Here is a 13,966-nt window from a genome sequence, read left to right as displayed (position 1 = left end):
GCCGCCAATGAGCGAGCGGAATATCCGGATCGAGTCTATCGATCGGCAAGCGGTCGAGGATCAGGAGGTCGAAATCGTCGAACGAAAGGGGATCGGACATCCCGACTCTATCTGTGATGGCATTGCCGAGAGCGTCGCGGGGGCGCTCGCACGCGAGTACTTGGATCGCGTCGGTGAAGTACTACACTTCAACACCGACGAGACGCAACTCGTCGCCGGCGAGGCAGCGCCCGCCTTCGGCGGCGGCGAGGTCGTCGACCCGATCTATCTGCTGATCGTCGGCCGCGCGACCAAACACTACGAAGGCCAGACGATCCCCGCCGAAACCATCGCCCTGCGGGCGGCACGGGAGTACCTCGAGGAGAACATCCCCCAACTGACCGTCGGCGAGGACGTCGTGGTCGACGTCAAACTCGGGGAGGGGAGCGGCGACCTGCAGGAAGTCTTCGGGGAGGACGAAGTGAGCGTCCCGATGGCCAACGATACGAGTTTCGGCGTCGGCCACGCGCCGCTGACCGAAACCGAACGGATCGTTCTCGAGGCCGAGCGACGACTGAACGGGGAGTACGCCGACGAGAACCCCGAACTCGGCCCGGACGTGAAGATCATGGGCAAGCGCGAGGGCGACGAGATCGATGTCACCGTCGCGGCGGCGATGGTCGACGAGTACGTCGCCGATCTCGACGACTACGCCGAGGCCGTCGAGTCCGTCCGGGACTTCGTCGACGACGTTGCGCGCGCACACACCGACCGCGATGTCGACGTGCACGTCAACACGGCCGACGACTACGACGAGGGGTCGATCTATCTCACGGTCACCGGAACGTCCGCCGAGCAGGGCGACGACGGCTCCGTCGGCCGCGGGAACCGCGCGAACGGACTCATCACGCCCAACCGTTCGATGTCGATGGAGGCGACCAGCGGCAAGAACCCGGTCAATCACATCGGGAAGATTTACAACCTGCTCTCGACGGAGATCGCCGAAGAGGTCGTCAGCGAGGTCGACGGCATCCGCGACCTGCGCGTGCGGCTCCTGTCACAGATCGGCCGGCCGATCGACCAGCCCCACGTCGCCGACGTGCAGGTCGTCACCGACGAGGGCGTCGCGGTGTCGGATGTCGAGGACGACGCCGCCGCGATCGTCGATCGGGAACTCGCGAACGTGACCGAAATCACGCGTAGCGTGATCGAGGGCGACCTCTCGACGTTCTGAGAACGTAGTTGTTGGCCGCCTATTAACACACCCCCTTCTCGGCAAAGTCTTTCATCGCTGTAGTAATACGTATCACTGGATGGATTCAGCAGAGTCAACCGGCGGAGACGAACCACCACAGGGCAATGGAACCCGTTTTGCAGTGGTATTCAAAACCATTCTCGGCGCTTTCGGACTATGTATCGGATTCGTATTCACTGTCGGCAGCGGTCTGAGCGCGGGAGGAACGATCCATACGCTTTTCCTTCTTTTCGGGCTGCTTCTCTTCTTCAGTTCTGCGTACGTGCTCTATTGTACGGGGATACAGGTCACCCGATCTCACTCATCGCTCGTGCTCGGACTGCCGAGCAGCGATCCAACGTGAGCCACGGTTTTGAGTGATAACTCGAGCGGCGACAGAACTGTCGGATTCGGTCATGTATTTATGTACCGACACATTTCTTGCCGTCGCGATTGCCGTTTCGAAACAGTACTCGAGAACGATCACCGATGTCACGGATATCTGCCAGTTCGAACCGCATCGTCTACGCCGTCGTCGCGAGTACCTTCTTCGTCGGCTTCGGTGGCGGCGTCGTCTTCCCGATCCTCCCGAACCTCGGCGAGGTGCTCGGCATCTCGGCGTTCATGGTCGGCGTCATCCTCTCGGCGAATCGCTGGACGCGGCTGGTCGCGAACGGCCCGGCCGGCGCGCTCGTCGACCGGATCGGGACCCGGAAACCGTTCGTCGCGGGGCTGGCGATCGAGGGGGCCGCGACCGCGGGCTACGTCGTCGCGATCACGTCGTCGGTGCCCGAGTTCTGGTTCGTCCTCGCGCGGGTCTGCTGGGGCGTCGGGAGCGCGCTCGTGTTCGCGACGGCCTACACGATCACCGCCGACATCAGCGACGCCAGTTCGCGCGGGACGAGCATGGGCATCGTCCGAGCCGGGATCACGTTCGGCTTCCCCGCCGGCATGGTTCTCGGCGGGCTCGTCAGCGAGGCCTACAGCAACGCGACGGCGTTCGTTCTCGCGGCCTCCTTCGCCGCCCTCGCGAGCGTCATCGCCTTCTTCATCGTTCCGGAAACCCACGTCGAAGCCGCCGGGTCGTCGATCAGCCCCTGGGACCTCGAGACGACGCTCCCCGCACTCACCGTCGGCCTGGTCAACTTCGGGCTCTATTTCGCGTACATCGGCGTCCTCTTCTCGACGCTCGTCCTCTATCTCGAGGCCGAGTCGCTGACGCTGTCGCTCGCGGTCGCGGGCCACGGCATCGACTACGGGGAACAGGGAACCTCGGGGCTGCTGATGGCGGTCTCCGCGCTCTCGGGTGCGGCCTTTACTATCGTCGGCGGCAAGCTCAGCGATGTCGTCGGTGCCCGCGTGCCCGTCCTGATCGGTTTTCTGACGATCAGTTGTGCCGGGTTCGCCGTGCTCACGGTCGCCCCTTCGTTCGGAGCCGTCGTCCTCGCGTGTGCCCTTATCGGGGCAGGACAGGGCGGCGTCGGCGGCCCGCTGACGGCCCTCCTCGCCGACCTCACGCCCGAGGATCGGATGGGCAGGGCGATGGGAACGAACAACATCTTCGGCGACGTCGGCGGCGGTCTCGGGCCGCTGGTATCGCTCCCCTTCGCTACCGCGGTCGGGTACGACGTGCTGTACGCGCTCAGCGCGCTCATCCCGCTGTTGGCCGGGGCCGTTCTGGTCGCCGGTATCTACTCCTACACCGGCCACCTGAGCCCGACGGTCGACGACTCCATCGTCTGAGTTGCTGGCGGCTCCTCGGCCGAATCCCGTCCTCGTAATGCCCTTATAGCCTCAACCATCTATCACAGTCCATGCACCCACCGGGAGCCGACACCGTCCTCATCCGCCACGGGGACCTCAACACAAAGAGCAATACTGTCAAGCGGTACATGGAGGACCTCCTCGCGGAGAACATAGAGGCCTTGCTGGCGGATCGGTCGGTTCCGGGCGAGGTCGAGCGCCGGTGGAACCGGCCGCTGATCCACACGACCGAGGACGCCGTCGAAGCGGCGACTGCTGCCGCAACGGACGCCTTCGGCGTCGTCTCCGCCAGCCCCGCCCTGACGGTCAGCACGGAGCAGGCGCGCATCCTCGAGGCGGTCGTGGAAACGGCCCGCGAACACTACGACGGCGGGACGTTCGCGGTCGACGCCCGCCGGGCGGACAAGAGTCTGCCCTACGACAGCGAGGATCTGGCTCGCGACGCCGGGAACGCGATCTGGGAGGCCGTCGACGACGAGTTCGAGCCCGCGGTCGACCTCGACGATCCCGATCTCACGTTCGGCATCGAGGTACGCGCCGACATCGCGTTCGTCTACCTCGAGCAGGTCGACGGGCCGGGCGGGCTCCCGCTTGGTTCCCAGGAGCCGGTCATCGCGCTGGTCAGCGGCGGGATCGACTCGCCGGTCGCAGCCTACGAAATGATGAAACGCGGGAGTCCGGTCGTCCCGGCGTACGTCGCCCTCGGGGATTACGGCGGGATCGACCACGAGGCCCGCGCGATGGAAACGGTGCGCATCCTCTCTGCGTACGCGCCGAACTTCGACATGCAGGTCTATCGGGTTCCGGGCGGCGAAACGGTGGCTCTGCTGGTCGAGGAGATGGAACAGGGTCGTATGCTCTCCCTGCGGCGATTCTTCTACCGCGCCGCCGAGACGCTGGCCGAACGCATCGACGCGGACGGCATCGTCACCGGCGAGGCGGCCGGCCAGAAGTCGAGCCAGACGATCCGCAATCTCGGCGTCACAAGCCGTGCGACCCGCCTTCCGATCCACCGCCCGCTGTTGACCAGCGACAAACAGTACATCGTCGCCCAAGCCCGCGAGATCGGCACCTTCACCGACTCGACGATCGACGCCGGCTGCAACCGCGTCACTCCCGATCAGGTCGAGACCAACGCCCGACTGAAACCGCTGCTGGACGCCGAGCCCGACGACCTGCTCGAGCGCGCCGAAGACGCGGCGGCGGCTGCGGAACTGGTCGACCCCTGAACCGGTCCGCGACACGCCGTGTCCTCCGCTCGGAGACAGCCCGACGAGCCACTGCCGGGATAGGACCGAAGAGGACGTCGATCACCGTCGCAGTCAGGGAGCCCGTCGCTCCGCAGCGAGCGGTGGTCGCGATGGCCCCGTTTACAAGCCGAAACCGACATTACGTCGTCGCTCCCACCACATGATAGTGACTCGCGTCTGTCTCATCGGCGAGGCCGGGACCAACCTCCAGTACGAACTCCTCTCGCGCGAAACGGCTCGCGAGGCGCTGTCGACCTACGACCTGGAGCGCCCCGTCGAGAACTCGCTGGCCGTCCGGACGGTCAGTATCGGCGCTGCCGTCTCGCTGCTGAACGACCTGAACTGGTATCTCACCAGGTTCGTCGACGAGGCGCTCGTTCAGGACCCCAGCATCAGCGACGAGGACTGGCTCTCGCGGTCGCTGGCCACGCAGCTCCGGAACGGCGACCTCGAGCCCGCGGCCACCGCCGAATTCTGCAAGGTTTACGGCCTCGAGCGAGTGGGCGCGGGTTCGGAGCCGGCTGCCGACGACGCTACCGGGACCGGCGACTCGAGGGCGGACGCCGATGGCGGCGCGAAGGCGTCCGTCGGCCCCGAGACGGGGACCGAGGGCGACCCGGGCGAGGCCGAGCGGGCGGGCGTCGCAGAGCCGACACACAGACTCGTCGAACCGCTGTACGTACGCCGGGTCGACGGCGATGTCCCCGAGTACGATCTCCGGGACGTCGAGGACACCCTCGTCGTCCGGGTGACCGAAGCCGAATACTCGTAAGTCGGCTTCGAGGCCGGTCTCGACGGACATCCCGACGACTGTCTCGGTGACGTGCGACCCTACTCGTCGTCGGCTGTCTCGGTCGAGCTATTCGACGACTCGGCACCCGCGCTCTCGGACGCGGTATCGTGCGACACAGACACCTGGTGCGACTCGCCGTTCCGGTCCACGATGGTCACCGAGACGTTCGTCAGGCGCTGTCCATCGAACGTCGCCCGAACGAGGCGTCCGACGGTCGTCTCTTGAGTGATACAGGCCTCGTCGTCGTCGCTCGTCTCGCGGACTGCCCCATCGAGGACGACCTGCTCGTCCTCGGCAGCGATCGACTCGAGCGCCAGTTCGTGGCAGGGGTTTGGAGCGCCGGCCTCGAGTGACACGAGGACCGATGTCTCGAAATCGGTCTCGTCGACGAACGTCTCGAGGGAGTCGCCGGTTCGATCGTGCTCGGCGAGCCAGTCGGTGGCTGCTGCATCGTCCCCGAGCATGTTCAGCCGGGGCGACGTCGACCGCTTCGAGTACCGGTACGTTCGGGAGTCGGAGCCGGCCAACTCGGTGGCTTTCCCGTCGGCGTCGTCACCGTCCTCGGGGCCGTCGTCATCGCCCGACGGCGTTCCGGGATCGCCGTCGTCGGGTTCGGTCTCGTTCGACGGCGAGTCCTCGGTGTCGTCGCCGAGACAACCGGCGGACAGCGCGATCACGGATGCGGTTCCACAGAGCAGGGCGCGTCTCGAGGGGGCTGTCATAGTACTACCCAATACGCACTCGTAAGTAAAAGGCATTCGGCTAGCTGAAAGAAAGGTTTTCGTTACGGCGGGTGCGTTTTCGGCCGCGCTTCCGTGCGTCACTGACGGCCGCAAGGCCGAGGCGTCAGTCGAAGAGGCCGGTCGAGAGATACCGTTCGCCGCTGTCCCAGAAGACGGTGACGACGAGCGGGCAGTCGTCGGCCGTCCGTCCGCCGTCGGTCTCCGGCGAGGCCGGCCGCTGGCCCTCGTCGAACGCGGTCGGGACCTCCGGACAGTCGAGGTCCGGCTCGGCGATCTCGCGTGCGACACGCTGGGCGACGAGACTCGTCGCACCGCTCGACTGACCGACGAGGACACCCTCCTCGCGAGCGAGACGACGACACTCGTCTTCGGCGTCCTCGAGTGGCACGGTCTCGACGCGATCGAGCAGCTCGAGGTCGAGGTTGTCGCTGACGAAACCGGGCCCCATCCCCTGGAACTCGTCGCCGCCGGCTTCGCCGGTCGAGAGGACGGCGTTGCGCTCGGGTTCGACGGCGACGATCTCGACGTCGGGGAACTCCTCGCGGAGCCGGCGGCCGATGCCCGAGATCGTGCCACCGGTTCCGACGCCGGCGACGAAGGCGTCGACCTCGCGGTCGCCGACCTGTTCGACGATCTCCTCGCCGGTCGTCTGATAGTGTGCCTTAGGGTTCGCGGGGTTCTCGAACTGCCCGAGCTGGACCGCGCCCTGGGCCTCGAGTGCCTCGGCTCGAGCGCGGGCGTCGGCCATCTCCCCCTCGACGAGTTCGAGGTCGGCTCCGTAAGCGGACAGCAGCTGCTGGCGTTCGGTGGACTTGTCCGCCGGCATGACGATCGTCAGGTCGTAGTCGCGGGCGGCCGCGACGAGCGCGAGTCCGATGCCGGTGTTGCCGCTCGTCGGCTCGACGAGCCAGTCGCCGGGTTCGATCAGCCCGTCGCGCTCGGCGGCCCGAATCATCTCGCGGGCCGGCCGGTCCTTCGCCGAGCCGCCAGGGTTGAACGATTCGATCTTCGCGGCGACCGTCGCACCCGCTGGCGAGTCGACCTGGACCAGCGGCGAGCCGATCGTGTCCAGGATGCTCCCTTTCATTGGCCCGCGATACGGTTTCCAGACGTAAACCCATGCTGGACAGAGGCAGGACGTGCCGGTGTATCGGCGCGACCGGTCGAACCCGCCGGAGAGTGACGGCGGTCGGTGCTCGCGCCCCGGCCCGACACGGCCGGCGATGACCGCCCGCCAACCGCAGCCGATTTGTGTCACTGTGACACAGGTAGCCGGTATGGACGGTATCGTGTTCTTTCGGACGGCACACCACGACGACGTGATCGAGTTCTATCGCGATCTCGGTGCCGACATCTGGCTCGAGCAGCCGGGATGTACCATCCTCGAAGCGGGCTCGTTCCGCGTTGGCTTCTGCGCCGGCTCGGAGGCGGATACCGAGGGGATCATCACGTTCGTCTTCGACGACCGCGACGGTGTCGACGAACTGTACGCGCAGTTGGAGGCCCGTGCGGACGGCGAACCACGGTTCAACGACACGTACGATATTTACCAGTTCTTCGCGTCCGACCCCGAGGGGCGAACCGTCGAGTTCCAGACGTTCGAGTGATCGCCGCCCCGCCACGAATCCCGGCGGTCGGCAAGCGGCCCGAGCCGGACCGCCGTCGAAGCATCGCCGTTAAGCCCGCCCGGACGCAAGCCGTTCACATGAGTCTCGAGACCATGCGGCCGAACCCCACGTGGGATGCGGCCAGCTACGAGGACGCGGTCGACACGCTCGCGGCCCATAGCGACGAACTGATGTACACGGTCTGGGGCGGCGACTGGTGTACGGACTGTCGCGCGCTCCTGCCCGACTTCGGCGCGGCGCTCGAGGCCGCCGCGGTCCCCGAGGACCGTATCGAGGAGGTCAGCGTCGATCAGGACAAACAAGGGCCGGGGGTCGAGGAATACGGCATCGAGTACATTCCGACGATCGTCGTCGAAACCGACGACGGCGAGGAACTCGTCCGCTTCGTCGAGGAGGAGGACGTGCCACCGGCCGTCTGGCTGGCCGATCGACTCGAGGACGAACTCGCGTAACGCCGCCGGCGTCAGCCTCGAACGGATCGTCTTTTGAATCGCTCTCCACGCGTCCATCCGCGTCGGCCCTCGAGTCCCGGCCCTAGAACGGGCTGCCCGACTCGTCGGCCGTCGTCTCGTTCGAGCCACCGGCATCGGTGTTCTCGCCGAGCCACTCGAGCGCGTCGGCCACGTCGTGAGTCGGCGGCGAGCAGGTCCGTTCCCGACAGACGTACAGTGTCGGCTCGTCGTCACGGGCCTCCCGGTCCGCCCAGATCGGCGGCGCGTTCTCGAGGCCGAGCGTCTCGAGCCACGCCTCGAGTCCGTCCTCGGTCGGCGGCCGCAGCGCAAAGAGCCGGTCGGGGTAGTACTGCGAGGCGAGGCGGTCGCGCCACGCGGTCGGCAGGTCGTCGGCCGCGACGGTCACTTCGAGCGCGCCGGCCGCGAGTCGGTCGGCGGCGAGACAGAGCGTCGCGTGCTCGAGCGCGTTCGACTCGAGTTCGTTCGCGTGGGTCTCGAGGACGGTCGCGGCGATGTCCTCGAAGTCTTCCGCGGCGAACTCGTCAAGGGCGAGGAGGGTTTCGACCGCGACCCCGGTCGCCGAGGGGGTCGACTGGTCGCCGAGTTCCTGCGGCCGGGTGACCAGCGACTCGCCGCTCTCGGGCGTGAAGTAGAGGGTCCCGCGGTCCGCGTCCCAGAACTCGGCCTCGATGACGCGAGCCAACTCGAGGGCGAACGCGAGGTGGTCGACCTCGCCGGTCGCCTGGTAGCAGTCGAGTGCGCCACGGGCGAGGAAGGCGTAATCCTCGAGATAGCCGTCGACTTTGACGTCTCCATCTTTATAGCGCCGCGAGAGCCGCTGGTCGTCCTCATTCCAGAGGCGATCGCGGACGAACTCGAGTGCGTCGACGGCAGTGTCGGCGTAGTCGTCCGCGCCGAGTACCAGCGCCGCCTCGGCGTAGGTCGAGATCAGCAGCCCGTTCCAGCCCGCGAGGATCTTCTCGTCACGGTTGGGTCGCGGCCGCTCCTCGCGGGCCTCGAACAGCCGCTGGCGGGCCGAGTCGAGTCGCTTCAGGATTTCGTGTTCCGCGAGGTCGAACTGGTCGGCGAGTTCCGACACGGTAGCCACGCGGTTGGGCTGGTTCCGTCCCTCGAAGTTGCCCGACTCCGAAATATCGAACCGGGCACAGAAGAGGGCGGCGTCGGTCTCGTCGTCGAGTGCCTCGTGGACCTCCGCGGGCGTCCAGACGTAGAACGCCCCCTCCTCGCGCTCGCCAGTTTCGGGCGACTCGCTCTGGGCGTCGAGAGTGCTGAAGAAGCCGCCCTCGTCGTGGGTCAGTTCCCGATCGACGAACTCCAGCGTTTCCGAGACGACGGTGGCGTAGCGGTCTTCGCCCGTCAGTTGGTAACCCGAAAGGAACGCCCGCGGGATCTCGGCGTTGTCGTACAGCATCTTCTCGAAGTGGGGGACCGTCCAGTCCCGATCGACGCAGTACCGATGGAACCCGCCCCCGACGTGATCGTAGAGCCCGCCCGCGGCCATCGCGTCCAGCGTCTCCTCGAAGACCTCGCGGTACTCCTCGCGACCGGTGCGGTCGTAGGCCCGTGCGAGGACGCGCAGTCGCGAGGGCTGGGGGAACTTCTGGCCGGAGCCGAACCCACCGTATTGGCGGTCGGCGCTGCGGAGCACCATGTCCGCGGCCGTCTCGAGCACGGCGCTCGAGGGCGGCTCAGCACCGACTCCCGCGGTGTCCGGGGTCTCCTCGAGTTGGTCTTTCGCGGCGTCGGTCCACTGCTGGGCGCGGTTCTCCATCTCCTCGCGGTCCTCCTCGCTTTCCCAGGAGTCGCTAATGCGCTGGCAGAGATCGCGGAAGCCAGGCTGACCGCGCTGGCCCTCGCGAGGGAAGTAGGTCCCGATGAAGAACGGTTTGCCTTCGGGCGTGAGCCACGCCGAGAGCGGCCACCCGCCCTGTCCGCGCACGAGTTGACAGACGGTCATGTAGATGCTGTCGATGTCGGGACGCTCCTCGCGGTCGACCTTGATCGGGACGAAGTTCTCGTTTATCACCTCTGCGACCGCCTCGTCCTCGAAGCTCTCCTCCGCCATAACGTGACACCAGTGACACGCCGAGTAGCCGATCGAGAGGAAAATCGGTACGTTGCGCTCGCGGGCCGCCTCGAGAGCAGTTTCGTCCCAGGGCTGCCAGTTGACGGGGTTGTCCGCGTGCTGGCGCAGATACGGGCTCTCCTCCTCGTCGAGCCGATTGCGCCGGGTCGGATCGGTCATGGACGGACCTACGGCCGACGCGGCTAAAAACAACAGGAGATCCGGCACCGAACACCGCTACTTGCTCGCTGTCGACGGCGATCAAAACGGAGAAAACGGAAACCGCGCTCTAGTTGCCGCCGCCGCTCTCGTTGCCGCCGTCTCCCATCGGTTCATCCGATTCGGTCTCGCTGTCGCCGCCGCCACCGCCATCGCCACCGCCGCCGGTCTCGCCGGGGGTAGCCTCGACCAGACTCAGTTCGGAATCGCGGAACTGCCCGTCCGCGCCCATCGTCTCGCTATCACCGGCGCTGAGGTCGACGTCTTCCGACATCAGGAATCCCAGCGACGGGGCGGAGCCGCCAACGTCGTAGTTGATGATGTAGACATCCCAGTCGTCCGGCGTGTCGAACTCGTCTTCCAGACCGGCCTCGCTGAACAGTTCGTCTTTCGTTCCGTCGTTCAGCGCCGAGACAACGGTGAGGTCGACGCCGGGCTCGTAGTCGTCTCCGAAGACGACGACACTGCCACCGTCTTGAGCTGCTGCAGTCCCCGCACCTGCGGTTCCGAGCGCTACTGCGCCCGCAGTAAGGGCACTCTTTTTCATGAACGATCGCCGCGAGTCGTCGAATAGTCCGCTATCGGTTTCGTCTGTCATGTCTCTCACTTGTCCCCTCGATCGGGGCACATGACCGTAGACCGGAGTATCGGAAAAGGGAGCCCGATCGTTTCACATTCTATGGTGGCCTATACTCCAGAAACAGCCCCTTTTGGGGCTCAAACACCGGAATATTGAAGCGGTCGCTATCGATGTCGGACTGTGCTGAAAGACGGCGGCACCGACAGGAACGTGACCCTCGAGAGAGGTCTCATCAAAGTTGGATAAGTCCCGTGAGAAACCGGGCAAAGACGCTCTGACTGCCCCATCGGTGTCGAGAGCAGGATCGATGCCGGTCTCCCCTCCTCGAACGGGGCAGGTGAGTCAGCACCTGTAGTCACCGTCACGATTCGGTCGGACCGTTTCGGGGACCAAGAGGTGCTTTCGCCGGACAGTTCAGCGAACGTGAACGCCGCGAGACGAGCGACGAATCCCGGGTCCGGTTCCGCGCCCGAGCAACGGTTTGCGCCCGTCGTTTCACTCTCTCAGTGGCCACATCGAGCGCCTTCCCGTCCTGGTCCGCCGCCGACGAGGGGCATACCCTTCGAGGAGCCGCTCGAGGCGCGAGCATGTGCCGGGGGTCGAGGGGCCCGGTCGTGAAACATCGCATTATGTCCCCGGAAAGAGCACGCGTGGGTCGGCAGTGTGGACACACCGCCGCCGAAACGCGTCGCGAGTCCGTCGTCGCGGCCAGCGGGTCCGGTTACCGCTCGCGGACGTACTCCACGAACGCGAACCCGTCGTGTTCGTCTCGAGACGCCTCCCTCCACGACCCCCGATCCCAGGCGGGGAAGAACGTGTCGCCGTCAGGTTCGTCGTGGACTTCGGTCACGACCAGCCGATCGAGCACGGGGAAAAACCCCTCATAGACCGTCGCCCCGCCGGCGATGAAAATCCGATCGGCGTCGCCGTGGTGCTCCTGCGCGGCCGTGTCGGCCCGATCGACGGCTTCCTCGAGTCCGTTCGCGACCACGGCGTTGTCGGGCGTCTCGAGGTCCCGACTCGTCAACACGACGGTCGTCCGCCCTGGCAGTGGCTCCCCCAGCGTCTCGAGGATCCCCTCGTAGGTCACCCGGCCCATGATGACCGGGTGGTTCATCGTCGTCTCCTTGAAGTGCTGGAGGTCGGCCGGAACGTGCCAGGGCATGTCGCCGTCGCGTCCGATGACGCCGTTGTCCGCGACGGCGACGATACCGACGAGTTCGCAGTCGGTCTCGAAAGCCAGGGTCGCGTCCCGCGTGTCGCTCATTCGGCCACCGAAAACGTGAGGTCGTCGTGGGACTCGTAGCCCCGAAGCTCGACGTCCTCGGGCGAGAGTTCGTCGATCGGGACGTCCGCAACCTCGAGCGTGGGCCGTGCGAGCGGCGCTCGCGACAGTTGCTCGAGCAGGCCGGGGACGTGATCGAGTCGCTCGTCGCCCTCGGCTTCGGGCGGGGCTTCGGACTCGAGCCACTCGCGGACCTCGCGGTACTCATCGCGGTCGTCGACGTCGGCCAGCCTCGACTGGAGCGCCGCGAGGTTGTCGGCGTACCACTTGCCGCGCTCGCCGCGGCCACAGTAGACGTGCGTGTCGACGACGGTGTGGGCGAAGGTGCCGGGTTCGAAGCCGGTCTGCTGGGCGATCACTTTCGTCAGGAGCGCGTAGGCCGCGATGTTGAACGGGATGCCGAGTGCGGTGTCGCCCGAGCGCTGGGTGAGATGGCAGTTCAGCCGGTCGCCCTGGACGTTGAAGACGAACGAGTAGTGACAGGGCGGGAGCGTCGAGACGGCCGCGTTGGCGGGATGCCAGGCGTTGACGACCAGCCGCCGGGAGTTCGGCGAGTCGGAGAGCGTGTCGATGACGTACTGCAGTTGATCGAACGTCTTCCGACCGTCTCCCTCCTCGGTGACCCACTGGTGGGTCTCGTCGGGCCAGGACTCGCCCTCGAGGCGGGCGTCGTCCTCGGGAACCGGGAACCGCCGCCAGAAGCGACCGTAGGCGGTGTCGAGCCGTCCTTCGTCGTCGGCCCAGGCGTCCCAGATTTTCGTTTCCTCGCGGAGGTCGCGGATGTGTTCCGCGCCGGAGAGATACCAGCAGACTTCATGCAGCATCGAGTTCCAGCGGTAGCCGTCCATCTCCTTGGTCGTGAGCAGGGGATACCCCTCCCGCAAATCGACCTCGTAATGCTCGCTGAACGACGAAATCGTGTCGACGCCGGTCCGGTTGGGCTTGTGCGTGCCCTCGGAGAGGACCGTCTCGACGAGATCGAGATACTGTCGCATTACCCGTACTGTAGCGACCGAACGACTATAATAACGCACGATCCGGAAGTCGTCAGCTAGATAATCGGAGACGTGACGGTGCTGGACGCCGTCTCGGAGGAGTCCCGCGACATCGGCGAGTTCACGCTGCACTTCGGCCGCGGCCGGGTGCTGGTCTATCACGGCAGCTACGACAAGGTCGCGGTTCACGGCGGCAAGCGCACGGAGCAGGGAATCCCAACCGAGAACCCGCCGCTCGAGATGGAGACGCAACTGTGCTGGCTCGAGGTACCCTCGCGCGTCGAGGCTGCGCTGAGAGAGAAATACCGGAGCTTCGAGGTGCCCGAACTCGAGGACGGGCTGGCGGGGCGGCCCATCTGGGCTACGCGGGCGGGCTCCACGCCGCCGAGCACGCGACGATCGGCGTTGCACCCCTCGAGTTGATGGTCGACAAGCGCGACCTCGGTGGGCTCGCGACCCTGACGATCGACTCGCATCTCGATCAGGAGACAGACACGGATGCGGACGCGAGGTCCCAGTTCGGAACCGCGGGCAGTGGGGGCGACGGTGCGCCGCGAAACATCGCCGCCGCCGAGGCCACGGTACGGGAGATCGCGAGCGGTCTCGAGCGTCCCCCCGCCAGTGGCTGGTTCATCTACGACGGCATCGAGGGCGGACTGGGCTTCGCACGGGCGATCTACGAGAACTACGAGGCCGTCGCCGAGCGCGCTCGAGAACTCATCGCGGATTGCGACTGCGGGAACGTCGACGGCTGTCCGGCCTGCGTGATGGACGACCAGTGTGGGAACGACAACCAGCCGCTACACCGCGACGCGGCCGTGGACGTGCTGGATCAGTTGCTGGGCGACGCGGACGAGGGGGCGCTCGAGTCCCACCTCCCCGACGAGGAGTACGGAGGCGATCGGCGACCGCCGCTGTTCTACGCCTGACGAGATCGTTCGACCGCGGTACGGCAAGG

At 66.3% G+C, this 13,966-nt stretch carries 13 protein-coding genes and 1 pseudogene; 8 read left to right on the top strand and 6 right to left on the bottom strand.

Annotated features, from left to right (window positions below; translation table 11 throughout):
• Nucleotides 1–7: 7 nt before the first annotated feature.
• From FGF80_RS11525 to FGF80_RS11505, 5 genes are all read left to right on the top strand, one after another.
• The gene (locus FGF80_RS11525) at nt 8–1,213 is read left to right on the top strand and encodes a methionine adenosyltransferase (protein ID WP_006186638.1); all 1,206 of its coding nucleotides are present in this window, start codon (nt 8–10) and stop codon (nt 1,211–1,213) included.
• A 79-nt stretch (nt 1,214–1,292) separates the two neighbouring features.
• Complete coding sequence (locus tag FGF80_RS11520) at nt 1,293–1,577, top strand: hypothetical protein (RefSeq protein WP_138654116.1); 285 nt, start codon at nt 1,293–1,295, stop codon at nt 1,575–1,577.
• 125 nt (nt 1,578–1,702) lie between these two features.
• On the top strand, nt 1,703–2,956 hold the full coding sequence (locus FGF80_RS11515; protein ID WP_175417027.1) for an MFS transporter: 1,254 nt from the start codon (nt 1,703–1,705) through the stop codon (nt 2,954–2,956).
• Between the two features lie 71 nt (nt 2,957–3,027).
• The gene (locus FGF80_RS11510; protein WP_138654114.1) at nt 3,028–4,206 is read left to right on the top strand and encodes a tRNA sulfurtransferase; all 1,179 of its coding nucleotides are present in this window, start codon (nt 3,028–3,030) and stop codon (nt 4,204–4,206) included.
• Nucleotides 4,207–4,393: 187 nt separating this feature from the next.
• Nucleotides 4,394–4,999 (top strand): DUF5804 family protein, encoded by a 606-nt coding sequence (locus FGF80_RS11505; RefSeq protein WP_049908186.1) that lies wholly within the window; start codon nt 4,394–4,396, stop codon nt 4,997–4,999.
• 59 nt (nt 5,000–5,058) lie between these two features.
• On the opposite strand, the gene FGF80_RS11500 is transcribed toward FGF80_RS11505, so the two are convergent.
• Both FGF80_RS11500 and FGF80_RS11495 read right to left on the bottom strand, forming a co-directional pair.
• The gene (locus tag FGF80_RS11500; RefSeq protein ID WP_006186642.1) at nt 5,059–5,742 is read right to left on the bottom strand and encodes a hypothetical protein; all 684 of its coding nucleotides are present in this window, start codon (nt 5,740–5,742) and stop codon (nt 5,059–5,061) included.
• A 124-nt stretch (nt 5,743–5,866) separates the two neighbouring features.
• The gene (locus tag FGF80_RS11495; RefSeq protein ID WP_138654112.1) at nt 5,867–6,850 is read right to left on the bottom strand and encodes a PLP-dependent cysteine synthase family protein; all 984 of its coding nucleotides are present in this window, start codon (nt 6,848–6,850) and stop codon (nt 5,867–5,869) included.
• 190 nt (nt 6,851–7,040) lie between these two features.
• Here FGF80_RS11495 and FGF80_RS11490 point away from each other — a divergent pair, with 190 nt between their 5' ends.
• Together FGF80_RS11490 and FGF80_RS11485 are read left to right on the top strand one after the other, a co-directional pair.
• Nucleotides 7,041–7,370: a VOC family protein gene (locus tag FGF80_RS11490; RefSeq protein ID WP_138654110.1), complete on the top strand. Its 330-nt coding sequence runs from the start codon at nt 7,041–7,043 to the stop codon at nt 7,368–7,370.
• Nucleotides 7,371–7,468: 98 nt separating this feature from the next.
• Nucleotides 7,469–7,843: a thioredoxin family protein gene (locus FGF80_RS11485; RefSeq protein ID WP_138654108.1), complete on the top strand. Its 375-nt coding sequence runs from the start codon at nt 7,469–7,471 to the stop codon at nt 7,841–7,843.
• An 82-nt stretch (nt 7,844–7,925) separates the two neighbouring features.
• Here the strand turns inward: FGF80_RS11485 and FGF80_RS11480 are convergent, their stop codons facing one another.
• The 4 genes from FGF80_RS11480 to thyA form a co-directional block, all read right to left on the bottom strand.
• The gene (locus tag FGF80_RS11480; protein ID WP_138654106.1) at nt 7,926–10,109 is read right to left on the bottom strand and encodes a thioredoxin domain-containing protein; all 2,184 of its coding nucleotides are present in this window, start codon (nt 10,107–10,109) and stop codon (nt 7,926–7,928) included.
• Nucleotides 10,110–10,218: 109 nt separating this feature from the next.
• Nucleotides 10,219–10,746 (bottom strand): twin-arginine translocation signal domain-containing protein, encoded by a 528-nt coding sequence (locus FGF80_RS11475; protein ID WP_006186647.1) that lies wholly within the window; start codon nt 10,744–10,746, stop codon nt 10,219–10,221.
• A 703-nt stretch (nt 10,747–11,449) separates the two neighbouring features.
• A complete protein-coding gene (locus FGF80_RS11470) occupies nt 11,450–11,995 on the bottom strand; it encodes a dihydrofolate reductase (protein WP_138654104.1) in 546 nt (181 codons plus the stop codon).
• Nucleotides 11,992–13,008, bottom strand: coding sequence for a thymidylate synthase (gene thyA / locus FGF80_RS11465; protein WP_138654102.1), 1,017 nt, complete (start codon nt 13,006–13,008; stop codon nt 11,992–11,994). Before thyA ends, FGF80_RS11470 begins: the two co-directional genes overlap by 4 nt.
• A 69-nt stretch (nt 13,009–13,077) precedes the next feature.
• Here thyA and FGF80_RS11460 point away from each other — a divergent pair.
• A pseudogene (locus tag FGF80_RS11460) lies at nt 13,078–13,937 on the top strand (Zn-binding domain-containing protein); the annotation flags it as partial.
• Nucleotides 13,938–13,966: the final 29 nt, after the last annotated feature.

The organism is Natrinema pallidum, from assembly GCF_005890195.1.
Classification (GTDB): domain Archaea; phylum Halobacteriota; class Halobacteria; order Halobacteriales; family Natrialbaceae; genus Natrinema; species Natrinema pallidum.
Note: the sequence above shows the minus strand (reverse complement) of the source record. Positions and strands in the feature narration are given on the sequence as shown.